Below are 24,574 nucleotides of genomic sequence, written 5' to 3'. Positions count from 1 at the left end.
ATTTTATTGGTTCATATGATGTTTCTGTAATTTAGCAAGTGCTTCCTGTGCAGCATGCTGTTCCGCTTCTTTTTTTGAACGGCCATTTCCAATTCCAAGCACTTCTCCTCTAAGGGATACATTGGCTTCAAATTCCCGGTTATGTGCTGGGCCTTTTTCATGCAGGATTCGGTATTCAAGTACACCTTTTCCATCTCGCTGAACAAATTCTTGAAGCTGGCTTTTAAAGTCCATAACATGTGAGAATGCCCCGTCATTAATTTTCGGGTACACATAGGCTTCTAGGAATCGTTCAACAGGCTCAAGTCCTTGATCTAAATAAAGCGCTCCGATAAACGCCTCAAATACATCTGCTAAGAGTGCCGGACGCTTTCTGCCGCCTGTCATTTCTTCCCCTTTTCCTAAAAGAACAAGGTCTCCGAAGGACAGCTCATGTGCTAATGACACAAGTGATGGCTCACATACGATCGCCGCTCTCAATTTTGTTAAATCTCCCTCGCTCATGGCTGGATACTTTGCAAATAAGAACTGTGAGATCGTCAATTCTAAAACAGCGTCCCCTAAAAATTCAAGTCTTTCATTATCCTCATAAGGTTTTTTCCGATGCTCATTCACATAAGAGGAATGTGTAAAGGCTTGATAGAGTAGTTTTTCATTTTTAAAGTGTACAGAAATGCGCTGCTGAAATTCTCTGAATTGCTCTAGTTTTTTGCTCTGTTTCTGTTTGTCTTTATAGTGTTTTGGCATAGCAACCTCCAGGTAGGCGTCATCGCCTTTAAGGATACTGATTATATGGAGTCTCTCTTTCTACATGCAAGGAAACCGTGCTCCTTAGCATCTGAAAAAGGCTGACAATTGATCAGCTGAATATGTTGAAACTAACATAAATTTTCAAAGTCCCGCCATGAAAATAGACGGGACTTTGTTACGCTTATTGCTGGCTATTTATGTAGTTCACAGCGTCACCGACTGTTGCAATTTTTTCAGCATCTTCGTCAGAAATTTCCATATCGAACTCATCTTCAAGTTCCATAACTAGCTCAACTACATCAAGGGAATCAGCGCCTAAATCTTCTTTAAATGAAGCTTCCATTTTCACGTCAGCCTCATCAACGCCAAGGCGGTCTACAATAATTTTTGATACACGCTCTAATACGTCTGCCATTGCCTTTCACCTCCCCTCAAAGTATTATAGTTGATTCGTTTTTAAAAAACTAGAGAAAACGTAACGAAATTTTGATATTTCTTAGGACATAACCATTCCGCCATCCACTTGGATGGTTTGGCCTGTAATATAACCTGCTCCTTCTGAAGCTAAAAAGACAACAACGTTGCTTATATCTTCAGGCGCACCAAAGCGTGCGAGCGGAATTTGCTTCAGCATTTCTGTTTGAACATTCTCATCAAGCTTGTCAGTCATATCAGTAGAAATAAAGCCTGGTGCTACGGCATTGACTGTAATATGACGGCTTGCCAGCTCTTTCGCTGTTGTTTTCGTTAAACCGATCACACCAGCTTTTGCTGCAACGTAGTTTGCTTGTCCAGGGTTTCCGCAAACGCCGACAACAGATGCTACATTGATGATTCTTCCGCTGCGCTGTTTCATCATTTGACGTGTCACAGCTTTTGTACAGTTGAAGACACCTTTTAAGTTTATGTTAATGACATCATCCCATTCATTTTCTTTCATTCTCATGAGCAGGTTGTCCTTTGTAATTCCAGCATTATTCACAAGAATGTCGATTGAACCAAATGTATCAACGGCTTGTTTCATTAATGCCTGTACTTCTTCTGCATTTGACACATCCGCTTTGACAGCAAAAGCCTGCTGGCCAAGTGCTTTGATCTCATCGACGACTTCATTTGCTTTTGCTTCGTTGCCTGAATAGTTCACCACAACATTGGCACCTTTTTTCGCCAAATCGATCGCAATCGAACGGCCAATACCGCGAGATGCACCTGTGACAACGGCTGTTTTATTTGTAAGCATCAAGAATCCCCCTTGAGTGTTTGAATGGCTGCTTCAATTGTTTCTTGATCTGATACGGAAATGGTCGTCAGGCGGCGATTGACTTTTTTCACAAGACCTGAGAGCACTTTACCAGGACCAATTTCAATAAATGTTGTCACACCTAAGTCAATCAGGCGTTCTACACTTTCTTCAAATCGAACAGGAGAATACAATTGTTCAATCAGCTTCGTTTCAATTTCATTACGTGATGTCACGATGTCTGCTGTTACGTTTGAAATCACTGGCGTCGCGGCATCAGAAATGTCTAATTCAGATAATACATCTGTGAATTTTTCAGCTGCTGGTTTCATTAATGCAGAATGGAAAGGTCCACTCACTTCAAGTGGAATTGCACGTTTTGCGCCCTTTTCTTTCGCTTTCTCTGATGCAAGTTCCACACCTTTTGCTGTACCAGAGATGACGATTTGGCCCGGACAGTTTAAGTTCGCAAGTTCTACAAGATGACCGCTTTCTGTCACTTCTTTTGTCACTTCTACAAGTGCTGCTTGGTCTAAGCCAAGAATCGCCGCCATTGCGCCTTCTCCTGCTGGAACGGCTTCATTCATTAATTCGCCGCGCTTTCTCACTGCGTAAACGGCATCTTTAAACGAAAGAGCTCCCGCTGCAACAAGGGCTGTATATTCACCCAGGCTGTGCCCTGCTGCATAATCTGCTTTGATTCCGCTCTCTTCAAACTTCTTTAAGATCGCGATGCTTGTCGTTAAAAGAGCTGGCTGTGCATTATATGTCAGCGTCAGTTCTTCTGCATCTCCTTCAAAAATCATTGAAGATAAATCAAAACCAAGGGTCTGATCTGCTTCTTCAAACACAGCTTTAGATGCTGCTTCTTGGTCAAATAAATCTTTTCCCATGCCAATTTTTTGAGAGCCTTGGCCTGGGAATAAAAAAGCAATTTTACTCATGCTGCTCTACCTCCATTACGACTCATTCGTGTCTTCTTTTTGAACTTCTTGATGAATGATAGCTGAAACGTCTTTTTTAACGATGTCACGCGCCTGACGAATGGCATGAAAAATCGCATTTTCATCAGAGGAACCATGCGCTTTAATAACGGGCGCTTTTAAACCAAATAATGCGGCACCACCATATTCGGAGTAATCCATTTTAGATTTCATCTGCATTAATTTTGGCTTCATCATACCTGCTGCTATTTTAGCTGTGAAACTGGATGTTAAGGTTTCTTTCAGCATTTTAAAAACAGAAAGGGCTGTGCCTTCGATCGTTTTAAGGGCGATATTCCCCGTGAAACCATCTGTGACAACGACATCAGCTACACCCTCTAATAAATCACGCGATTCTACATTTCCTACGAAATTCAAATCTGATGCTTTTAATAATTCAAAGGTTTTTTTCGTTAAATCGTTGCCTTTTTTATCTTCTGTCCCGACATTTAAAAGTCCAACGCGTGGATTGCTCTTCGGGAAGACATGCTCTGCGTAAATAGATCCCATCATGGCATATTGCACAAGATGCTCTGGCTTTGCATCAACGTTTGCGCCGACATCCAATAATAAGAACCCGCTGCCATCAAGTGTTGGCAACGTCGGAGCAAGTGCTGGTCTGTCAATGCCATCAATTCTGCCTACGATAAACAGGCCTGCTGTCATGAGAGCCCCAGTATTTCCAGCTGAAATACAGGCATCTGCTCTTCCTTCTGAAACTTCCTGCGCCATTTTCACCATAGAAGAATCCTTTTTACGTCTCACTGCACGCACTGGTTCATCCGTTGGTTCAATGACTTCTTTTGCATCTAAGATCGTGATGCGTTCATGATTTGTTATGTATGATTTGATCTTGCTTTCATCGCCGACTAGTGTAATCTCGATATCTGAAAATGCTTCTAAGCTTTTTTGCACACCGTCAATAATGGCTTTAGGGGCATGATCTCCCCCCATTGCATCGACTGCAATTCTCATGTTATGTGCCACCTTTTACTTTTGTTTTGAGCGATACATGACGAAATCGCCTGAGAAGACAACTTCCTCACCTACATAGCTGTTTACTTCAACTACGGTTCTGCCTTTTTCTTTATCATGTGAGGCAACTTTGGCTTTTGAGACAACTCTTTCGCCTTGTTTGACCTGCCTTGTAAACTTAATATTTGCTTTTGCTGTCAAAGCCAGTTCATCGTCGATGACGGCTACTGCCAGCGAATTTGCCTGGGCAAAAAGATGATGTCCCCTGGCAATTTGGTTACGGCTGAATACATGCTCTTTTCTTACTTCAAAAATGGAAATCGCTTGATCATCAAGCTCTACATCAATCATTTCTCCAATGACTTCATCCAGCGGAAGAGACTTCACTTCATCCTCTAATGTCTTTTCGGCCACGTGTTTAATTCGTTCGCGTAATTCAGGGATCGACAGCTCCAAACGGTCCAGACGAACTGTTTGAATGCTTACACCGAACTTACTTGCCAATTCTTCATCAGTAATGAACGGAGTCGAGCTGATCGTTTGCTGGAGAAGCCTTTGTCGTTCTTTTTTATTTAGTTTCATATGCAGACACCATCCGTACATTTATGACTAGGTACTAATAGTAGTATATAATCTCATAGATGATAAATCAATCCTTGTTTCAAAAAGACAAGAAAATTCCTCCAGCACTTGATCAGCTCAATTTATCTCCGCCAAGCACACCGCTGTCTACGAGTGTTTGCCTAAGTTCTTTGTATTCAGGGTCTGTCCAAAAGGCTTCAGACTGCACGAGCTCTGCCGCATCTTTTCTAGCGGTTTCAAGCGCTCTATAGTCATGAACCATATCTGCCACTTTAAATTCAGGCATTCCGCTTTGTTTTTTGCCAAAGAAGTCGCCAGGGCCTCTTAGTTCTAAGTCCTTTTCAGACAGTTCAAAGCCATCCGTTGTTTCAGACATGATCCGCATGCGCTCTTTACCGGTCTCTGATTTAGGGTCCGCCATTAAAATACAAAAAGATTGATGCTCTCCGCGTCCGACCCGGCCTCTTAACTGATGAAGCTGTGACAGCCCAAAACGGTCCGCATCATAAATGACCATGATGGTCGCATTTGGCACGTTGACTCCAACTTCAACAACTGTCGTTGATACAAGGATTTGCACTTCATTGGAAGTGAAATCTCTCATCACTTGATCTTTTTCATCACTTGCAAGTTTCCCGTGCATTAAGCCGATCGACCATTTTCCGCGATACGCCTCTGTCAGCATGCTGTGAACATCAATCGCATTTTGGACATCCAGTTTGTCTGATTCTTCTATAAGTGGACAAATAATATACGCTTGTCTGCCTTTTCTCAGCTCTTTATCAACAAAAGCAAGAATCCGCTCAAGCATGTCATGCTTCACCCAATACGTTTCAATCTGCTTTCGGCCAGCTGGCAGCTCATCAATGACAGAGACGTCCATTTCTCCAAATACTGTGATGGCAAGCGTTCTTGGAATCGGCGTTGCGGTCATAAACAAAACATCTGGGTCCTGTCCTTTGCTTCGCAGTTTTTTCCGCTGTTCCACGCCGAACCTGTGCTGTTCATCTGTAATAACAAGACCAAGCTGCTGAAATTCCACTTCGTCCTGGATAAGGGCATGCGTGCCGACTAAAATATCAATATCTCCCTCTTTCAGACGTTCAAGCAGTTCTCTGCGGCGCTTTCCTTTCACTGAACTCGTCAAAAGAGCAATATTTAGCCCCCATTTTTCAAATAGCTGATACAGTGAATCGGCATGCTGTTCAGCCAAAATTTCAGTTGGCACCATCAGCGCACCTTGAAAGCCGGATAAATGAGCGGCATAAAGGGCAATTGCCGCTACAGCTGTTTTCCCCGATCCAACATCCCCTTGAAGAAGCCGGTTCATTCGGTACGGGGATGCCATATCTGACATAATTTCATCCAGCACTCTTGATTGTGCTTTTGTCAGCGGGAACGGCAGGCTATGAACAAACTCAAAGACCGCCTCTTTTGAGAACGGATGCTGGATGCCTGATGTTTTTTCTCTTTCTTTTTTTCTGATCGCCTGCATCTTCAGCTGAAAGATGAGAAATTCCTCGTACACGAAGCGTCGTCTTGCTTGCTTGAGCGAGTCTCTCGTTTCAGGGAGATGAATGGTTTTTAGTGCTTCTTGATAAGACATGAGTTTATAAGCAGCTACAAGCTGCTTTGGCAGTGGATCTTCTGCATGATCTACATAGAGTGACAACGCTTGTTTCACAAAACGCCTCATCATTTTCACGGTTACATTTTCTTTGACCGAATAAACAGGTTCTATACTGCCATCTTGTTCGTGTGTTCCTTTTTTAAATTCCTGAACCATAATGGATTGCCGGTTTTTATCCCATTTCCCTGTGACGGATACCGTATCGCCTAAAACAAGACTTCGTTTTAAATAAGGGCGATTGAAGCATATGGCTGTAATCAAAAAACGACCGACAAGCAGCCTGAATGTCAGCCTGCTTCGTTTTTTTCCATAATAGGTGAGAACGGGCTCACTGTGCACTTTTCCTTCAACTGTGACACGTTCGTCATGCCTGACTTCTTCTAAGTTGCGAAGCTCATAGTCGTCATATCGATAAGGAAAGTAGCCGAGTAAATCGGCTACTGTGTAGATTCCAAGTTCATTTAGGGTTTTTTCTGTTTCTTCTCCAATCCCTTTCAAGGCAGAGATCTTATCTTGCAATTTCTGTATCACGAGATGAGGTCACACCTCCGAAAATCTTCTTTTCAAGCTCTCTTGCTGTCGGTGTTGCAGCAAGTCCGCCTTGTGCAGTCTCACGAAGAGCGGTTGGCATCGTTTGACCAATTTTGTACATCGCATCAATGACTTCATCACAAGGGATGCGGCTTGTAATGCCGGCAAGTGCCATATCTGCTGCAATCATCGCATTAGAAGCGCCCATTGCGTTTCGTTTCACACATGGCACTTCCACAAGTCCTGCGACTGGATCGCAAACAAGACCTAGCATATTTTTTAGGGTGATGGCCATGGCTTCAGCGGATTGCTGTGGCGTACCGCCTGCCATTTCTACAATGGCTGCTGCTGCCATACCTGATGCAGATCCTACTTCTGCCTGACAGCCGCCTGCTGCACCAGAGATACTTGCGTTATTGGCGACAACAAAACCAAATGCACCAGATGTAAATAGGAATCTGACCATTTGTTCCTTTGTTGGCTTTAATGTTTCTTTCACCGCAAAGAGCGTTCCTGGCACAACACCTGCTGAGCCAGCTGTAGGCGTTGCACAGATCGTTCCCATTGCTGCGTTCACTTCATTTGTTGCCACTGCCTTACTGACAGCATCTAAAATGGTATGACCAGACAATGTTTTGCCTGATGCGATATATGCTTGAAGTTTCACCGCATCCCCGCCTGTTAAACCAGATAATGATTTCACACCTTTCAGTCCGTTTTCAACGGCCTGTTCCATCACTTCTAGGTTGCGGTACATCTGCGAGAAAATGTCTTCACGTGACTTCCCTGTCACTTCCATTTCTTGAGTAATCATAATTTCTGAAATGGAGGTATTCCGTTCTTCTGTTAGCTGCACGAGTTCTTTGACGTTTTTAAACATCATACATAACCTCCTTGTTGTTACTCTGCAATTTGTGTGACTTGAATAATGTTTGGCAGCGTCTCAAGCTCTGTTAAAACCGCTGGATCAATATTCTGATCCACTTCAATCGTCATGAGTGCTTCTTGCCCGACCTCTTTACGTGCCACTTCCATATGACCAATGTTGATGGCGAATTTCGCTAACACATTGGCAACTGCTGCAATCGTCCCGTAACGGTCGTTATGAACCACAAGAATGGCTGGGTGATTCCCTGAGAGTCTCAGTTCAAAGCCATTTAATTCTGTGATTTCAATTTTACCTCCGCCAATGGAAATCCCGATTAATTCAAGGCTTCCATTCGCATCTGAAATTTCTACTTTTGCTGTATTTGGATGCGCTGGCACCGCATCTTCTTCTTTAAACTCAATGTCGATTTCTTTGCTTTTTGCAATATCGATCGCTGTTTTAATTCGTTCATCAAATGTATCAAAGTCAAGAACACCGCCGATAATGGCTACATCTGTCCCGTGTCCTTTATACGTATCTTTAAAAGAGCCATAAAACGATACAGTAATTCGTTTCGGTTCTCTTCCGAACAAGCTGCGAGCCACTCTTCCAATACGAGCCGCACCCGCCGTGTGCGAACTTGATGGACCAATCATGACGGGTCCAATAATATCAAACACACTTCTAAATTTCATAGGTCTTCCCCTCTCATCACCAATCACAGATTGGTTTGTTACTCCCTTTAGACTAATGGATTCATTCGATTCCCGCAACTCATTTGACGAATGAACACATAGTAAAAAAATGCAAAAGAAGAAGAAGGGCTTCATGTGCCCTTCTTTCTTTATTCAACAGCCAAAATATATGAATAAAGCGGCTGTTTTCCATCGTGGACTTCAACTTCTACATCTTCAAATGTTTCTTCAATATATGCTTCTAAAGCTTCCATCTCATCAGATGATGCATCTTCCCCTTTGATGATTGTGACAATCTCATCATCTTCTGTCACCATTTGGGTCAAAAGCTCTTTTGCTGCATCTAATTGATTTTTAGCTGTTAAGGTGATTTTTCCATTGTATAGGCCCATATAATCGCCTTTGGCAATGTCGATCCCATCAATTTGGGTATCTCTCACTGCAAAGGTAATTTGGCCGCTTTTCACATGATCAATCGCTTCTAACATCGCTGCTTCATTGTCTTCATTTGAAGCTGCTTCATTTAGAGAAAGAAGTGCCGACATTCCTTGAGGAACGGTCTTTGTCGGAATAACAACGACCTCACGACTTGAGACAGTTGCCGCCTGTTTAGCTGCCATGACAATATTAGAATTATTAGGTAAGATAAAGACGGTTTCGGCATGAATGCTATCAATTGCTTTGACAATGTCTTCTGTGCTCGGATTCATTGTCTGTCCGCCTTCAATGACGACGGATGCTCCGATACTTTTAAACAAGTCAGCAATCCCTTCTCCCATTGCGACACTCACTACTCCAAAACGCTGTTTTTCAGCAGCTGTTGCTTTTGGTGCAGCAGGCGAGTGATCTTTTTCTTCATTGACGATCGAGCTATGCTGCTCTCTCATGTTTTCAATTTTCATATTAATTAAGCTGCCGTAGCGCTGTGCATATGATAAGACATCCCCTGGCTGCTCTGCATGAATATGAACTTTTGCAAGCGTATCATCAGATACCACAAGAAGTGAATCTCCGAATTCGCTTAATTCTTCTCTGAAGGCATTTTCGTCAAAGGACTGTTTGTCTTCTTCGAATTTCACCATAAATTCTGTACAGTAGCCAAATTCAATATCTTCTGTGTTCATATGGCTTTGTGCACTTTTATGATGCTCTGCACTCACTAATTCTTTTAATGTTGGCAAAGAGGCCGTTTTAGGAGGAAGCTCTTCTCCTCTTAATGAAGCAAGGAATCCTTCATATACACAAAGAAGTCCTTTACCGCCGCTATCTACAACGCCGACTTCTTTTAAAACAGGAAGGAGATCTGGTGTGCGGTCAAGTGATGCTCTTGCTTCCTCAATCGTTAATTCAAGCACACGATCGATTTGGTCTTCTGTTGCTGAAACAGCAACCGCTTTCTTTGCTGCGTCTTTTGCAACCGTTAAGATGGTTCCTTCAATCGGTTTCATGACGGCTTTATATGCTGTATCAACACCGGCCTGCAAGGCAAGCGCAAATTCTTTTGCATCAATTGTTTCTTTTTGTTCTATATTTTTGCTAAAACCTCTGAAGAGCTGAGACAGGATCACACCTGAGTTTCCTCTTGCCCCCATTAACAGCCCTTTTGACAGAGCCACCCCGACCTTACCAATGTGATCGGTATTTGTTTCTTCAACTGCTTTTGCCCCTGAAGTCATTGACAAATTCATATTTGTCCCCGTGTCTCCGTCTGGCACTGGAAAAACATTTAACGCATCAACAATTTGTGCGTTTTGAGAAAGATGGTGAGCACCTGCAAGAATCATTTTTGCAAATGAGCGGCCACCCAGATTTCTAATAGACAATATATTTCCTCCTTACTACGGGTTCGTAACTTTTACTCCTTGTACATAAATGTTGACTGAGTCAACTGAAAGTCCAATCGTGTGATGAATCGTATATTTGACTTTCGTTTGAACATTATGTGCGACTTCTGATATTTTTGTACCGTAGCTGACGATGATGTACATATCAATATGAATGCGATCTTCTTTTTGACGCACAAGAACACCCCGGCTGAAGTTCTCTTTGCGGAGAATATCCGTCAAGCCATCCTTTATTTGATTTTTGGACGCCATGCCAACAATACCATAGCAATCGATCGCAGCGCCTCCTGCCACCATTGCAATGACTTCATTTGATATATCAATTTGTCCGTATTTCGTTCTAAGTTCAATGGACACATTGGTTCCCCCTTTTTGAGAAATTGCCCTGAGTTATCACTATTTTACTATAAGACCCTTCTTTTTAAAAGAAATCATTCAATCCGACCCAATCCTACTTATACTATAGCCTTGATTTTTTATCAAGATGTCAAGGTATTTTTCTTGAAAGAGGAGTAAACAATCCTTGCAAACCCCTTGAAGCTGTGGTAAATTATTAAAGTATCTTGAGGCATCTCTAAGTACGTATATGAAGAATATGATGATGTTTTCGCAGTTAGGAGGGAAACAAATGGCACGTAAATGCGTTATTACAGGCAGAAAAACAAAAGCTGGGAACAACCGTTCTCACGCAATGAACTCTACAAAACGTACATGGGGCGCGAACCTTCAAAAAGTTCGTATTCTAGTGGACGGTAAGCCTAAAAGAGTATATGTATCAGCTCGAGCTTTGAAATCTGGTAAAGTTGAGCGTGTATAAGCAAGAGTAAACGCCTGCTACAGTTAAATGTAGCAGGCGTTTTTATGTGGAAATAAAGGAGATTACTCATTAATCTTTCTTAAATGAACCAAGCATCGCACGGACAATGCCGCCAAGAAATCTAGGCAGTTTGATTGTATAAAATTTCATTTTGTCCCCCTCCTAAAAGTACCGCTTGCAGCACAATTGAGCTTAATCAGCCATCCACATTGATAGGTTGGTCAATCTTTGCTTCTTACCATTATTAATATGCCTTCATGAAAAGAAAAAGTACCATTTGAGTGGATGAGTTCGTTACTAATACATAGTGTGGAACCAGGCTCAATATGACAATTTTTCAGAGGATATTTGAAACCTTTTAATGTCAGCTTTTCAATCGATGTACCGAAAGGCAAAAACGACACATATTTTTTATCCAGGTCTTGTTTGATTTCGTATGTACCAGGTCCAAACATTTGAATGATATTTTGTTTATCTACAAGGGTCATGCTCTGTTTGTGCTGAATGCCTTTGTAAAGGAGATGGATATTCCCAAGAAAATGATCTGCTCTTCCGCCTGTGATGCCGTAAATTTGAATATGTGCTGGATTCTGACGCAAAGACCAGTTCAGCGCAAGTTCTAAATCCGTTTCATCTTTCTCTGCCTGAAATAGATTGAGTGCAGGCAATTTCTTTTTCAGCTCATGAAGCTCTTCTTCTGTCACACTATCAAAATCACCAAATGCTCTGTCAGGTACAATGCCATGCTCTAGTAAGAAAAGGGTTCCCCGATCTACGCCGACCCAGAGAATGTCCTCCTCAGATGCTTCATGATCAAGCGGCGGGATGTACGCAAAAGGACCGCCGGCTACGATATGTATGTGCATGATTACGCTCCTCTCCATTGAAAAAGAACCAAAGATCACAATGACTTTGGTTCCTTTTCTTATGCTTCTCGAATGGCCTGAATGGCCGCCGCGCGGTCATCTTTCCCATATACCGCTGAGCCGGCAACAAGTAGATTAGCGCCTGCTTCTTTGCAGCTCTTTGCTGTCTCTACATTGACACCGCCATCTATTTCAATGAGTAAATCAGTTAAGCCTTTTTGTTCACTAAGTGTCTTTACTTCTTTTACCTTTGAGAGAACAGATGGAATAAACGCCTGTCCGCCAAAACCAGGGTTCACCGTCATGAATAAGACAAGGTCAACATCCTCTAATACATGCGCGATTTGAGAAACGGGTGTGTGCGGGTTTAAAACAACCCCTGCTTTGACACCTTGTTCTTTTATATGCTGAATCGTGCGATGTAAGTGTGGACACGCCTCGACATGAACAGAAATAATATCAGCGCCCGCTTTTGCAAATGCAGGGATATACTGGTCTGGCTGCTCAATCATTAAGTGAACATCGAGCGGCAGCTTTGTATGCGGCCTGATCGCCTCCACTACATTTGGTCCAAATGTCATATTCGGTACAAAATGACCGTCCATCACATCAATATGAATATAATCCGCTCCACCTTGTTCCACATCACGGATATCTTTCTCCAGATTGGCAAAATCGGCTGATAAAATGGATGGGGCAATATAAACCATGACTTAGTACCTCGGCTTTCTATCTTTAATTTCAGTTAAAAACTCTAAATAATGCTGATAGCGATACTCTCTGATGCGATCGTCTTCTACTGCCTCTTTTACCGCACATCCAGGCTCTTTTACGTGCAAACAGCCCCTGAATTTACATTCTGCACTCTTCTCTCTGATTTCTAAGAAATAGAGCCCTAAATCTTCCGCTTCGATACCTGTAAATTCAAGCGAGCTGAATCCTGGTGTATCAGCAATGAGCCCTTCAGCCGTTCGAATGAGTTCCACATGTCTTGTTGTATGTTTCCCCCTGCCAAGATGGGAGGAAATATCATTTGTTTTCAGTGCTAAATCAGGACTCATCGCATTTAAGAGTGAAGACTTCCCTACACCTGATTGACCTGCAAATACAGTAATCTTGTGATGGAAATGCGGGGTCAGCTTTTCAATTCCATCCCCTTCGATCGTCGATGTTAAATGAACGTCGTATCCAATTTGGCGATAGTCTTCTGCATAGGCTTGAATCGTTTCTCGCTCTTGCTCTGTTTTCAGCAAGTCCATTTTTGTGATGCAGATAATCGGTTCAATCCGGCTCTCTTCAACAAGCACTAGGAATCTGTCTAAAAGCGATGTACTAAAGGTCGGCTCTGCTGCTGAGAAAACGAGCACCGCTTGATCAACGTTGCTAATAGGCGGCCGAATCAGCTCATTGGTCCGCTCTTTTACTTCCAGCAAATAGCCTTCCTTATCGTTATCTGCTTGATAGACGACATAATCTCCAACAAGAGGGGTTATTTTGTTTTTACGAAAAATCCCTCTCGCTCTACACTGAATTACTTTGCCACTTTCTAGAGACTCATCCAGCACATAATAAAATCCACTTAATGCTTTAATAATTTTGCCCTCAGGCATAAAGTCCCTCCTTTATTCATCATCAGGGTATTCAATCGTTTTGGAGCTTACTACTTTATCATCCACTGTCACCTGATAGTATCCTTTTTGACCAGGTTCTATCTTAAATTTAATCGTTCGCTCAGTGGGCGCAGTGATTTTAAAGGTTTCATATAAATCAGAAATGCTATGTTCTGCATCGTCAATGGATATTTGAACATTCATTTCTTGTCCTTCTGTTTCTGGTTCATACGGGATCGCAATCTTTTCAGTCACCGTTTTAGCCGGTTTCTCTTTTGGGCCAAGAGAGAACGTAATTTTAACCGTATCACCAGGTTTAACAGCTGTCCCCGCTCCCGGTTCCTGCTTCATGACCTCACCTTTTGGCACATCGTCAGAATATGCTTCTTTTTCATCTAGCTTTAGTCCATTATCCTCTAGATAATTTGATGCGGCCTGTTTACTATACGTCGTTAAATCCCGTAAGGTAATATCGGCAGGGCCTATACTGACGGTCAATGTGACTTCTTCATCTGCTGCGACAAGTTCTGTATTCGCGGAAGGTTTCTGTTCCATGACAATGCCTGATTCTGTGTCATTATCATTCACTTCCTCTACAACAACCTGTTTAAACCCTTTTTTCTCTAATAGTTCTTTTGCTTTCTCGACCTTTTCACCTGTTACATCAGGTAATTCGGTTTTTTCTTTACCAGTACTTTGATAAAGCTGAATTTCTGTCCCTTCTTTTACCTTTGTTCCGATTTTAGGGTCTGTTTTGACAACCAGCCCTTTTTCAATCTTCTCGTCGGCAATATCAATGGGTTCAGAAGCGACGGCAAATCCGGCTTTCTTCAAAGTGTCTTCCGCTTTTTCAACCGTCATGCCAGAAACATCGGTTACCTCTACGTCTTTTGGAAAGAGTAATCCTGGGAAGACCGTGATTGCTAAAATGGTCGCAGCCGTCAAAACAAATAAGATCGATGCTACAATCCACGGCCATTTTTTCCGTTTTTTCTTCGGTTTTTGTTTCTCTTTTTTCTTTGGTTTTTGAACCGGGTGGACGGCTGTTTTTTCATTGTCTTGATCGACTTGATGATCTTTTATAATAGGAATGGCTTTTGTTGCTTCATGATCTTCTTCAATGACAAAGCGCTTTTCTTTTAGTCTTGCAGGGTCAAAAGCCGTTTTTAAGTCTTTTTGCATTTCAGATGCATCTTCGTATCGATAGAATGGATCTTTGGCCATCGCCTTTAAGATGATGTTCTCCACGCTTTGTGGTACAGAAGGATTCCACCTTCTCACAGATGGCGGCTCTGATTGCAAATGCTTCAGTGCGACACTGACAGCGGATTCTCCTTCAAATGGCATGCGTCCTGAAATCAGCTCATAAAGAACAATACCAAGTGAATAAATGTCTGACTTTTTCGTTGCAAGACCGCCGCGCGCTTGCTCTGGGGACAAATAATGCACGGAACCAAGAACAGAATTCGTATGGGTAATGGTCGCTGAGCTAAGTGCCATGGCAATGCCAAAATCAGTGACTTTGATATTTCCCAAGTTGTCTATTAATATATTGTGAGGCTTAATGTCTCGATGGACGAGCTGTTTCGCATGGGCTTCTTCCATCGCCGCAACGACTTGCTCCATGATGCGAACGGCTTCTTTTGGATGAAGCGGTCCATTGGCGTGTATGTATTCTTTCAGCGTCATCCCTTCGACATATTCCATGACAATATAATAAATGTCATCTTCTTCTCCTACATCGTAGATACTGACAATATTCGGATGATCTAAGCTGGCTGCTGATTGCGCTTCTCTCCGGAACCGTCTAATAAAATCATCATCGCTTGCAAAGTCAAACCGTAAAATTTTAATCGCCACTTCGCGATCTAAAATCATATCCTCCGCCAAATAAACGTTGGCCATTCCGCCTCCGCCTATGGCGCGAAGAATTTGATAACGGCCGCTGATCCTTTTTCCGATCAACACTTGCTGTCACCCTCCTCTGTTTGGGAGGAGATTTCTAACAGTACTGCTGTAATGTTATCTTCACCGCCGTTGTCATTCGCTGTTTGAACTAACTCTGTTACTTTTTCATCTGGTGCGGTTGTTTGCGATAAAATCTGAATCAAATGTTCTTCTTCTACTTTATTCGATAATCCGTCTGAGCAAAGCAAAATTTGATCTCCTGGATCCACTTCAAAAGTTCGTGCATCAATTTGAACGTGTTTATCCGTTCCTAACGCTTTGGTCAGCACATTTTTTCTTGGATGATATTCTGCATCCGCTTTTGAAATCTCTCCTGTTTTCACTAACTCATTCACTAGTGAGTGATCATCTGTTAATTGGGTCAGCGCGCCTTCTCTTAGCAAGTAGCAGCGGCTGTCACCAATATGGGCAATTGTGACCGTTTGCAAATGAACGAGCGCACAAACGATGGTCGTCCCCATTCCTTGGCATTCCTCATTGTTTTTCGCATGTTCGTATACTTGGTCATTAATGTCGCTAATTTTTGAGATTAACCAATTTTCTTGATCGGCTGGTTTATTTGGAATTGAAGATGTTTCCTGCCAGTATTCTTTTAAAGAAGAAACTGCCATCTTGCTGGCTACATCACCAGCAAGATGACCTCCCATTCCATCTGCTACAACAGCTAGAAGTGTGTCTTCTTTTGCTTCAAAAATACCTGCATCATCTTCATTATGCTGACGGACTTTTCCTGTATCGGTTTGAAAGGCTGCCCTTATCAACATTCGTCACCTCGTCTCTTCCTGACGCTCCTTCGCTCTTAGCTGACCGCAAGCAGCATCAATATCATGGCCTTGCTCTCGTCTAATCGTTACGTTTACGCCTCGTTCTTTCAGCGTTTTTTCAAATAGGAAGATTTGTTCTCTTGGTGTTCTCACGTAATCTCTTTCTGGTACATAGTTCACCGGGATGAGGTTTACATGGCATTTGATTCCTTTTAATAAATCAGCAAGTTCTTCTGCGTGATGGACTTGATCATTGACTCCGCCAAACAGACCGTATTCAAAGCTCACGCGTCTGCCTGTTTTTTGAATGTAATATTCAATAGCTTCCATTAATTTTGGCAGCTTGTATGCCTTATTGATTGGCATGAGGCGGCTTCGAATTTCAGTATTTGGTGCGTGCAGGGAGACAGCAAAGTTGATTTGCATTTGCTCATCCGCAAATTGATAAATCTTTGGAATGATCCCGCTCGTCGAAACCGTAATATGACGTGCTCCAATATTTAAGCCGTTATCATGGTTAATGATTTTAAGGAATGCAAGCATTTCATCAAAGTTATCAAACGGTTCGCCAATTCCCATAATGACAACTGAGCTGACACGTTCATCTGTTTCATCAAGCGCCTGTTGTACTTTCAAGACTTGGGCCACAATTTCTCCCGCCTCAAGGTTACGTTTCAATCCACCAAGTGTAGATGCACAGAATGTACAGCCAATCCGGCAGCCAACCTGTGTTGTGACGCAGACAGAGTTGCCGTATTCGTGGCGCATTAGCACGGTTTCAATGGTATAGCCATCGTGTAATTCAAATAAGAACTTGATCGTTCCATCTTGAGATGTTTGTTTGATCACTGTTTTTAAAGTCGTGATGGCGAATTGATCTTTTAATTTTTCTCTTAATTCCTTTGAAAGGTTAGACATTTCATCAAAGGATGTGACGCGTTTTTCATAAAGCCACTCAAAAATTTGTGTTGCACGGAAAGGCTTTTCGCCTTGTTCCTTTAACCAGTCTTTGATTTCATTTAGCTCAAACGAGTAGATCGACGGCATGTCTGTTTTCAGTTCTTTTCTTACTTTTTGTTTTTGTTCTGTCATTTTTTATCCCTTCTTTCTCATGCTGCAAATAAAGAAACCATCTGTTCCGAAATAATGAGGAAGTATTTGTACACTTCCGTTTTGAACAAACGGAGCAACCTGCTCAGGCAGCCGTTCATTAAGAGATAGATCGGGTTCGAAGTCTTGGTGTTCTTGTAAAAACGCATGAATCACTTGTTGATTTTCTGTTGGATCCATTGTACATGTACTGTATACAAGGGTTCCGCCTGGCTTTAGCAGCTGGGCTGTTTCATGCAAGATCGATTGCTGAATTGTCGCAAGTCTTGCTGAGTCTTCCGAGGACTTTGTATATTTCATATCTGGTTTTCGTCTGATGACGCCAAAACCTGAACATGGTGCATCAATGAGAATACGGTCAAACGAAGCATCATCATAATGGTCGGATGCTTTTCTTGCATCAAGCGCTTTTGCCTCAATATGCGTTAAGTTTAGACGCTTTGCCGCCTGTTTGATCAGTTTTACTTTGTGCTCATGTAAATCAAGAGACACAATGTTCCCCTCATCGTTCATTCGCTCTGCAATATGTGTTGATTTACCACCAGGGGCGGCACAGGCATCAAGCACCATTTCTCCCGGCTGAGGGTCCAGCGCTCTTGCGACAAGCATGGAGCTTTCATCTTGGATCGTGACAAAGCCCTCTTGAAAGAAAGGAGTGGATACGATAGATCCTTTCATGAGTTTGAGTGCATCCTCAGAGAGATCGCCGAGTTCTGTCTCAATTCCTGCATCCATGAGTTCTTGCTGCAGTGCAGTGCGGTTTTTTTTCATTTGATTGACACGCAATGTCTGCTTTGGCGGGACTAAATGAATACGGCACATGCTTTCTGCTGCTTCAAAACCGTACGCCTCCACCCATTCTTGTACGAGCCACAATGGATGGCTTGTCTCAACCGATAGCCGCTTGACCGGATCTTTGATCGCATCAAATGATGGCACGCCTTCTCTTTGCACAGAACGAAGAACGCCGTTGACTAGTGAAGAAATACCTTTATGTCCGCGCTTTTTCGTGAGTTCCACTGCTTCATGGATGGCTGCACGATCTGGAATTTTTTCAAGATAAACCATCTGATAAAGAGACATCCGTAAAAGCTGCATCACCCAAGGAGCCACTTTTTGCGGTTTTTTCACAAAGGGTGTGAGCATATAATCAAGTGCCAGCTTGTTTTGCAGTGTACCGTATACAAGTTCTGTTAATAGCGGTTTGTCTTGATCGGAGAGTTCTTTCTCTTTCATCACTGACTGCAAAAGCAAGTTACTGTAGGCTTGATTTTGTTCGAGTTTGATTAAAGCGTCTAGCGCTACTTCTCTCACATTACTTTTCTTCATTGATTAGCCCTAATTTCTGTCCAATTTCGATATTTGCGCCTCTTAAGAAGTCTTCACCGCTCATTTTTTTCTTTCCAGCGGGCTGTACACTCGTTAATAAAAGGCCTTGCTGATTTCCTGTTCCAACGACTGGTCCTTCTTTTTGAAGCTCAATCACTTTCCCAGGTTCTTCTGGTGCTTGAAGCGGAACTTTTTTCGCTTCCCATACTTTTAAGTTAGCACCGTTCCATTCAGTATAGGCAACTGGCCATGGATTTAAGCCGCGAACTTGGTTGTAAAGCTCTTCCCCTGGCTTGGTCCAGTCTAACCTTTCCTGCTCTCGCTTAATATTTGGTGCATACGTTGCTGCCTCTTCATTTTGCGGAATTGGCGAGATAGACCTGCTTAACACATTTGGAACTGTGTCTTTTAATAAGGCCGCACCAGCCACACTTAATTTATCGTGCAGTGTTCCGACGTTGTCTAATTCATCAATTTCTACTTCTACTTTGCTAATCATGTCACCTGCATCAAGCTTTTCTACCATATACATGATCGTCACGCCTGTTTTCTTTTTGCCTTGCAGGATCGCATAATGGATCGGTGCACCGCCTCTTAGTTCTGGGAGCAGTGAGGCATGAACGTTGATACAGCCAAATTCAGGTTCATCAAGTAATCTTTTTGGCAAAATTTGTCCGAATGCTGCTGTTACGATCAAATCTGGCTTTAACGCAAGCACTTTATCAATTTCTTCATCAAGACGTACCTTTTCAGGCTGTAAAACTGGAATGCCGTGTTTTAAGGCTTCTACTTTTACAGGAGGCGGCGTGAGCACTCGTTTTCTGCCTTTCGGGCGATCTGGCTGCGTGACGACCCCTACCACTTCGTATCCTTCTGTTATAAGTGTTTGCAGCACAGGTACTGAGAAATCAGGGGTTCCCATAAATACGATACGTGCCATTTTCTTCACCCTTCCATTTCCGCAAGTTCTTTTTCTGTATACGTTTGAATGATCTTCGACGTGAATAATACGCCGTCTAAGTGATCAATTTCATGCAATAAAGCTCTTGCTAAAAATCCTTCTGCTTCTATTGTAAATGGTTTGCCTTTCTTATCAAAGGCTTTCACCTTCACATAATTTGGTCTTTCAACCGTTCCGTACAAAGATGGAAAGCTCAGGCAGCCTTCAATGTCTGTCTGGCTCCCTTCCACATCAAGAATCTCAGGATTTACTAAGTCAATCCTCCCAGAATCTTCTCCGATATCGACCACGGCGATTCTTTTTGAGATGCCGATTTGTGGTGCGGCTAGGCCGACTCCATCTAGTTCAAGCATTGTATCATACATATCATCCAGCAGTTTTTTCAGTTTTTTATCGAATGTATCAACAAGCTCTGTTTGTTGTTCAAGCACGTCTGCAGGATGTAAGACTATCGGTTTGATTGCCACGAAAAGACCTCCGTTTTACATCATCATATATGGATTCATATCGATTGATATCATCAACTGTTTTTGTTCCATTTCTTTTTGATAATGATCTTGTATTTTTCGTAATAAACTTGCCAGTTCATTTTCCCTTTTGTATTTTATCACGCATTGATATCGATATCTATCTTTGATCTTAGCGATCGGAGAAGCAGCAGGACCGAGAATTCTTGTATTCGGTGCACAATTCATTTTCAGGAACTGAACAATTTTGTCTGTGACATGCGCTGCCTTTGTCACTTCTTCATGTGATACAGTCACCATCGCCAAAAAATAAAATGGCGGATAAGACTGATGACGACGGTGCAACATCTCCTGCTCATAAAAGGCTTCATAATCATGCTGTTTGGTTAATTCAATACTATAATGCGAAGGTGTATATGATTGAATAATGACTGACCCCGCTTTTTCATGACGTCCCGCACGTCCGCTTACTTGTGTAAGAAGCTGAAACGTTTTTTCACTTGAACGAAAATCAGGGATGTGAAGAGACGTATCCGCACTAAGGACACCGACAAGTGTAACATCTGGGAAGTCTAATCCTTTTGCAATCATTTGCGTCCCAAGCAGAATGTCTGCTTCTTTATTACCAAAGGACGTGAGAAGCTTTTCGTGCGCACCTTTCCGAGAGGTTGTATCTACATCCATTCGGATGACCCTCGCTTCTGGCAATACCTTCGTCAGCTCTTCTTCCACACGCTGCGTGCCTGTACCAAAATAGCGAATATGCTCACTATGGCATTCTGGACATTCTGCAGGTACAGGAGCTTCGTGACCGCAGTAATGGCACTTCAGCCGTTTTTGAAAGCGGTGATAAGTGAGAGAGATCTCACAATGAGGACATTGTTCCACATATCCGCAATCCCGGCACATCACAAAGGATGAATAACCTCTTTTATTGAGAAATAAAACTGCCTGCTCTTTCCTTTCAAGTACTTCTTTTAACTTGAGCATTAATTCTTCTGAGAACATGGAGCGGTTGCCGTTTCTTAATTCTTCTCTCATATCAATTAAAGAAACGTGCGGCAGCTGCTGCTGATTGACGCGCCGTTTGAGCGTCAGCAGTGTATACACACCCTTTTTCGCACGCGCATATGACTCAAGTGAAGGCGTTGCACTGCCTAATACAACCGGACATTGGTGCCGCCCTGCTCGTTCAATGGCCACATCTTTCGCATGATACCGAGGCATTTCTTCTTGTTTATATGACGATTCGTGTTCTTCATCTATAATGATCATTCCTAAATTCTCAAACGGGGCAAAAACAGCCGATCTTGCGCCAACGACAAGTTTGACTTCCTTGCGGTGGATTTTCCGCCATTCATCGTATTTTTCCCCAGTCGATAAGCCGCTATGAAGGACAGCCACATTGGAGCCGAAGCGCTCTTTAAAACGCTGGACCATTTGAGGCGTTAATGAAATTTCAGGAACTAGGACGATCGCTTCTTTTCCCTTTTGGAGGACATGATCAATCGTCTGTAAATAAATTTCGGTTTTACCGCTTCCTGTGACCCCGTGCAGTAAAAACGTTTCATGTTTTTCATCGCTCACTGCTTGATGAATGGGTTTTGCCGCTTCTGCTTGCTCTGTTGTGAGATCAAGAGGAGTAGATGGTGTAAACTCCCTATCCCGATAAGGATCTCGATAAATCTCTTCATAGCTTTCTGTTAACAGACCTTCTTGAATCAAAGCTTTTATCGTTTGAGAACTAGCACCTGTTTGCTGCTGCAAATCTTTTGCTAAAAACGTCGTTTCATTCGCTTGAAATAAAAAGGTAAGCAGCGCCTTCTGTTTCACCGCATTTTTCTTTAACTGTTCCTGCTTTTCTTCAAGTTTTTCTTTCGTAACTGCTACCTGAAGTGTCCGCACCTTTTTCTTTCCGGATTTTTGTGAGACGTGATATCTGACTTCTAGATGACCTTTTTGGACATGCTTTTGAATAGGCTTCAGCTGTTCAGGCGGAATGTCAGCGTAAAGGATGCTCTCTTGCTGACCGAAAAGCTCTTTCAATGACTGCGGAAGTTCCTCAGCTGATAACACCTGAATTTCTTTTTCATATTTGGCTTTCATCGCTGCTGGAAGCATCGATTGAAGCGCCGTAATATGATAGGACAATGTTTTTTCCGTCAGCCAGTGGGAAAGCTCCAATAGCTCATCTGTCAGAACAGGAGATAAATCAAATAAATCGACAATGTCCTTGATGTTTCCTGACTGTACGTCTGTTTCTTCTTTGATTTTTGTCACAAACCCTTGAATCTTCCTTGGGCCAAAAGGAACCACTACCCTCATACCAGCCTTGACAAGGCCTTTAAAGCGGTCTGGCACACGATAGTCAAATGGCCTGTCAATGGCTTTCGTTGTGACATCGACGATCACTTCAGCAATCATGCTCGATCACGCTCTTTTGGCAGCAGCTGCTTTGCCTCCTGTAAGATTTCAAAGGCAAGATCTTTTTTGCTCATCATTGGCAGCTCTTTTTTTGTTCCGTCTGCTTTGATCAATGCTGCGACATTTGTATCTGTGCCAAAGCCTGCGCCCTCTGCTGCAACATTGTTCGCGACAATCATATCTAAATGCTTGGATTCGATTTTCTTTTTCGCATAGTATTCTACATCTTGCGTTTCAGCTGCAAAGCCGACTAGGACCTGATGTTCTTTTCTTTTCCCAAGCTCTTTTAAAATATCTTTCGTCCGCTTAAATTCAACCGCTAGTTCACCGTCTTGTTTTTTCATTTTATGAGAATACGTCGTGACAGGCGTATAATCGGCAACGGCTGCTGATTTAATCACTATATCTGCTTTCTCGTACACCTCTAACGCTGCTTGATACATCTCCTCAGCCGATTCCACTTGCACCACATTCACATGCTCAGGCGCAGTTAACGAAACAGGTCCTGAAATGAGCGTGACATCAGCCCCCATTTGCTCGGCAGCTTCTGCAATGGCATAGCCCATTTTCCCAGAAGATCGATTTGAAAGGAAACGAACAGGGTCGATCACTTCTCGTGTAGGGCCAGCTGTGACCACGACTTTTTTGCCTGAAAGCGGCAAGCTGGTTGGCTCATCAAAAAACGCACGGATGTGTTCAACAATTTTTTCAGGCTCCTCTAAGCGTCCTTTTCCAATGTAGCCGCATGCTAAATAGCCTTCACTTGGCTCTATAAACCGGTAGCCGTCTTCATATAAAGTGCGGATGTTCCGCTTGACAGCTGGATGGTCATACATGTGTACATTCATAGCCGGTGCAACCCATACAGGAGCTGTTGAAGCAAGCAAGGTCGTTGTGAGCATATCATCAGCAAGTCCTGCGGCCATTTTACCAATGGTATGTGCTGTTGCAGGGGCAACAAGAATGAGATCGGCCCAGTCAGCTACATCAATATGCGCTATGACTTTTGGATTATTTTCTTTAAATGTATCCACATACACCTCATGCCGAGATAGGGCTTGAAAGGTGAGCGGAGACACAAACTCACGGGCAGATTCTGTCATAATCACTCTTACGTTTGCGCCTGCCTGTACGAGTTTACTAGTGAGTGCAGCTGCTTTATATACGGCGATTCCTCCGCTGACGCCGAGTAAAATATTTTTTGACTGTAACATTTGTTTGTCCCCCTTAACGGCCTTTTTCACAAATTCGTCTACAATTCAAAAAAGTCAAAACCAATCATAGTTTTGACTTTTTTGAACGTATCGTATCTGCATAGCAGAAGCGATGTTATTCTTGCTCTTCTTTTTCAAATGTCAAAAGACCAGCATCGATTTCTTCAAGAGCTTTCCCTACAAATTTATAGGATTTTGTGTTTTCGATTTGTTGATCTTGATGGATTTGCATTTCACGTGCACGGCGTGCAGACACTGTGACAAGTGTATATTTTGAGTCAAGTTTGTTCATCAATGAGTCAATTGAAGGATCTAACATGGTTTATTCTACCCCCAGCATTTTTTTATATCTTGGTGCGACTCTGTCTCTTCGCAGGTGCTCTGCAAGGACGATCGCTTTAATTCTTTCACATGCAAGCTCGACATCGTCGTTTTCAACGACATAGTCATAAGCATCCATCATTTCAATTTCTTCTTTTGCAGCAGCCATTCGGTTACGAATGAGATCCTCAGATTCTGTCCCGCGTGTAATAATGCGGTTTTGAAGTTCTGAAAGACTTGGCGGTGCAAGGAAAATAAAGAGACCTTCCGGGAATGCTTCTCTTACTTGAAGTGCACCTTGCACTTCGATTTCAAGGAAAACATCTTTTCCTTCGCTCAATGTTTGTTCTACATAGTCAACAGGCGTGCCGTAGTAATTCCCGACATATTCTGCCCATTCTAACAGCTTTTTGTTTTCAATCATATGTTCAAATTCTTCCCTGGTTTTAAAGAAATAATCAACACCATTTCTTTCACCTTCACGCGGTTTGCGGGTTGTCACAGAAATAGAGTATTCAAATTTCGTATCTTCCTGGGAGAAAATGGCTTGTCTGACCGTTCCTTTTCCAACTCCCGAAGGTCCAGAGAGAACGATTAAAAGTCCTCTTTCTTTCATAATGGCGTA

General features: G+C 42.6%; 26 protein-coding genes. 1 reads left to right on the top strand and 25 read right to left on the bottom strand.

The features are described from left to right. Window positions 1–3: 3 nt before the first annotated feature. From rnc to NSQ52_RS07805, 11 genes are all read right to left on the bottom strand, one after another. Window positions 4–747 carry a ribonuclease III gene (gene rnc, locus NSQ52_RS07855; RefSeq protein ID WP_017367233.1) on the bottom strand — a complete coding sequence of 248 codons (744 nt, stop codon included), beginning with the start codon at window positions 745–747 and terminating at the stop codon, window positions 4–6. A 184-nt stretch (window positions 748–931) separates the two neighbouring features. After that, window positions 932–1,165 carry an acyl carrier protein gene (acpP, locus tag NSQ52_RS07850; RefSeq protein ID WP_003212028.1) on the bottom strand — a complete coding sequence of 78 codons (234 nt, stop codon included), beginning with the start codon at window positions 1,163–1,165 and terminating at the stop codon, window positions 932–934. 81 nt (window positions 1,166–1,246) lie between these two features. Continuing rightward, window positions 1,247–1,990 (bottom strand): 3-oxoacyl-[acyl-carrier-protein] reductase, encoded by a 744-nt coding sequence (gene fabG / locus NSQ52_RS07845; protein WP_008344855.1) that lies wholly within the window; start codon window positions 1,988–1,990, stop codon window positions 1,247–1,249. Continuing rightward, complete coding sequence (fabD, locus tag NSQ52_RS07840) at window positions 1,990–2,934, bottom strand: ACP S-malonyltransferase (RefSeq protein WP_024720344.1); 945 nt, start codon at window positions 2,932–2,934, stop codon at window positions 1,990–1,992. The genes fabG and fabD overlap by 1 nt, the downstream gene beginning before the upstream one ends. A gap of 15 nt (window positions 2,935–2,949) precedes the next feature. After that, entirely contained in the window at window positions 2,950–3,948 is a 999-nt protein-coding gene (plsX, locus tag NSQ52_RS07835; protein ID WP_017359101.1) for a phosphate acyltransferase PlsX, read from the bottom strand. 15 nt (window positions 3,949–3,963) lie between these two features. After that, window positions 3,964–4,530 carry a transcription factor FapR gene (gene fapR, locus NSQ52_RS07830; RefSeq protein WP_008344859.1) on the bottom strand — a complete coding sequence of 189 codons (567 nt, stop codon included), beginning with the start codon at window positions 4,528–4,530 and terminating at the stop codon, window positions 3,964–3,966. Between the two features lie 112 nt (window positions 4,531–4,642). After that, window positions 4,643–6,691: an ATP-dependent DNA helicase RecG gene (recG, locus tag NSQ52_RS07825; RefSeq protein ID WP_041507316.1), complete on the bottom strand. Its 2,049-nt coding sequence runs from the start codon at window positions 6,689–6,691 to the stop codon at window positions 4,643–4,645. Beyond that, window positions 6,669–7,571: an L-serine ammonia-lyase, iron-sulfur-dependent, subunit alpha gene (sdaAA, locus tag NSQ52_RS07820; protein ID WP_024720342.1), complete on the bottom strand. Its 903-nt coding sequence runs from the start codon at window positions 7,569–7,571 to the stop codon at window positions 6,669–6,671. Before sdaAA ends, recG begins: the two co-directional genes overlap by 23 nt. 20 nt (window positions 7,572–7,591) lie before the next feature. Then, window positions 7,592–8,254 carry an L-serine ammonia-lyase, iron-sulfur-dependent subunit beta gene (gene sdaAB, locus NSQ52_RS07815; protein ID WP_017367229.1) on the bottom strand — a complete coding sequence of 221 codons (663 nt, stop codon included), beginning with the start codon at window positions 8,252–8,254 and terminating at the stop codon, window positions 7,592–7,594. Between the two features lie 149 nt (window positions 8,255–8,403). Beyond that, window positions 8,404–10,077 (bottom strand): DAK2 domain-containing protein, encoded by a 1,674-nt coding sequence (locus tag NSQ52_RS07810; RefSeq protein WP_017367228.1) that lies wholly within the window; start codon window positions 10,075–10,077, stop codon window positions 8,404–8,406. 15 nt (window positions 10,078–10,092) lie between these two features. Further along, window positions 10,093–10,455 carry an Asp23/Gls24 family envelope stress response protein gene (locus NSQ52_RS07805; RefSeq protein ID WP_008344871.1) on the bottom strand — a complete coding sequence of 121 codons (363 nt, stop codon included), beginning with the start codon at window positions 10,453–10,455 and terminating at the stop codon, window positions 10,093–10,095. A 271-nt stretch (window positions 10,456–10,726) separates the two neighbouring features. Between NSQ52_RS07805 and rpmB the strand changes: the two genes are divergently transcribed. Continuing rightward, a complete protein-coding gene (rpmB, locus tag NSQ52_RS07800; protein WP_003212514.1) occupies window positions 10,727–10,915 on the top strand; it encodes a 50S ribosomal protein L28 in 189 nt (62 codons plus the stop codon). A 69-nt stretch (window positions 10,916–10,984) separates the two neighbouring features. On the opposite strand, the gene spoVM is transcribed toward rpmB, so the two are convergent. The 14 genes from spoVM to gmk all read right to left on the bottom strand — a co-directional run bounded on the left by spoVM (window position 10,985) and on the right by gmk (window position 24,565). Beyond that, window positions 10,985–11,065 (bottom strand): stage V sporulation protein SpoVM, encoded by an 81-nt coding sequence (gene spoVM / locus NSQ52_RS07795; protein WP_008354550.1) that lies wholly within the window; start codon window positions 11,063–11,065, stop codon window positions 10,985–10,987. Between the two features lie 71 nt (window positions 11,066–11,136). Further along, window positions 11,137–11,781 carry a thiamine diphosphokinase gene (locus NSQ52_RS07790; protein WP_342474041.1) on the bottom strand — a complete coding sequence of 215 codons (645 nt, stop codon included), beginning with the start codon at window positions 11,779–11,781 and terminating at the stop codon, window positions 11,137–11,139. Between the two features lie 59 nt (window positions 11,782–11,840). Continuing rightward, window positions 11,841–12,491, bottom strand: coding sequence for a ribulose-phosphate 3-epimerase (gene rpe / locus NSQ52_RS07785; RefSeq protein ID WP_017367226.1), 651 nt, complete (start codon window positions 12,489–12,491; stop codon window positions 11,841–11,843). Between the two features lie 3 nt (window positions 12,492–12,494). Beyond that, window positions 12,495–13,391, bottom strand: a complete 897-nt coding sequence (gene rsgA / locus NSQ52_RS07780; protein WP_326241488.1) for a ribosome small subunit-dependent GTPase A — start codon at window positions 13,389–13,391, stop codon at window positions 12,495–12,497. Window positions 13,392–13,403: 12 nt separating this feature from the next. Continuing rightward, window positions 13,404–15,359, bottom strand: a complete 1,956-nt coding sequence (gene pknB / locus NSQ52_RS07775; protein WP_144678831.1) for a Stk1 family PASTA domain-containing Ser/Thr kinase — start codon at window positions 15,357–15,359, stop codon at window positions 13,404–13,406. Beyond that, window positions 15,353–16,123 (bottom strand): Stp1/IreP family PP2C-type Ser/Thr phosphatase, encoded by a 771-nt coding sequence (locus tag NSQ52_RS07770; RefSeq protein ID WP_034647887.1) that lies wholly within the window; start codon window positions 16,121–16,123, stop codon window positions 15,353–15,355. Before NSQ52_RS07770 ends, pknB begins: the two co-directional genes overlap by 7 nt. Before the next feature lie 3 nt (window positions 16,124–16,126). Continuing rightward, window positions 16,127–17,215, bottom strand: coding sequence for a 23S rRNA (adenine(2503)-C(2))-methyltransferase RlmN (gene rlmN, locus NSQ52_RS07765; RefSeq protein ID WP_024720337.1), 1,089 nt, complete (start codon window positions 17,213–17,215; stop codon window positions 16,127–16,129). Between the two features lie 3 nt (window positions 17,216–17,218). Next, window positions 17,219–18,562 (bottom strand): 16S rRNA (cytosine(967)-C(5))-methyltransferase RsmB, encoded by a 1,344-nt coding sequence (gene rsmB, locus NSQ52_RS07760; RefSeq protein WP_058337363.1) that lies wholly within the window; start codon window positions 18,560–18,562, stop codon window positions 17,219–17,221. Beyond that, window positions 18,549–19,502: a methionyl-tRNA formyltransferase gene (gene fmt / locus NSQ52_RS07755; protein ID WP_017359336.1), complete on the bottom strand. Its 954-nt coding sequence runs from the start codon at window positions 19,500–19,502 to the stop codon at window positions 18,549–18,551. The genes rsmB and fmt overlap by 14 nt, the downstream gene beginning before the upstream one ends. Window positions 19,503–19,507: 5 nt before the next feature. Beyond that, the gene (gene def, locus NSQ52_RS07750) at window positions 19,508–19,990 is read right to left on the bottom strand and encodes a peptide deformylase (protein WP_008344891.1); all 483 of its coding nucleotides are present in this window, start codon (window positions 19,988–19,990) and stop codon (window positions 19,508–19,510) included. Window positions 19,991–20,005: 15 nt separating this feature from the next. Next, window positions 20,006–22,414, bottom strand: coding sequence for a primosomal protein N' (gene priA, locus NSQ52_RS07745; RefSeq protein WP_342474040.1), 2,409 nt, complete (start codon window positions 22,412–22,414; stop codon window positions 20,006–20,008). Then, window positions 22,411–23,628: a bifunctional phosphopantothenoylcysteine decarboxylase/phosphopantothenate--cysteine ligase CoaBC gene (gene coaBC / locus NSQ52_RS07740; RefSeq protein ID WP_041090556.1), complete on the bottom strand. Its 1,218-nt coding sequence runs from the start codon at window positions 23,626–23,628 to the stop codon at window positions 22,411–22,413. The genes priA and coaBC overlap by 4 nt, the downstream gene beginning before the upstream one ends. Window positions 23,629–23,743: 115 nt before the next feature. Next, window positions 23,744–23,947, bottom strand: coding sequence for a DNA-directed RNA polymerase subunit omega (gene rpoZ, locus NSQ52_RS07735; RefSeq protein ID WP_008344896.1), 204 nt, complete (start codon window positions 23,945–23,947; stop codon window positions 23,744–23,746). Between the two features lie 3 nt (window positions 23,948–23,950). After that, the gene (gmk, locus tag NSQ52_RS07730; RefSeq protein ID WP_007499680.1) at window positions 23,951–24,565 is read right to left on the bottom strand and encodes a guanylate kinase; all 615 of its coding nucleotides are present in this window, start codon (window positions 24,563–24,565) and stop codon (window positions 23,951–23,953) included. Between the last annotated feature and the right edge of the window lie 9 nt (window positions 24,566–24,574).

It is taken from the genome of Bacillus sp. FSL W8-1141, assembly GCF_038593205.1.
GTDB classification, from domain to species: Bacteria; Bacillota; Bacilli; order Bacillales; family Bacillaceae; genus Bacillus; species Bacillus altitudinis.
Note: the sequence above shows the minus strand (reverse complement) of the source record. Positions and strands in the feature narration are given on the sequence as shown.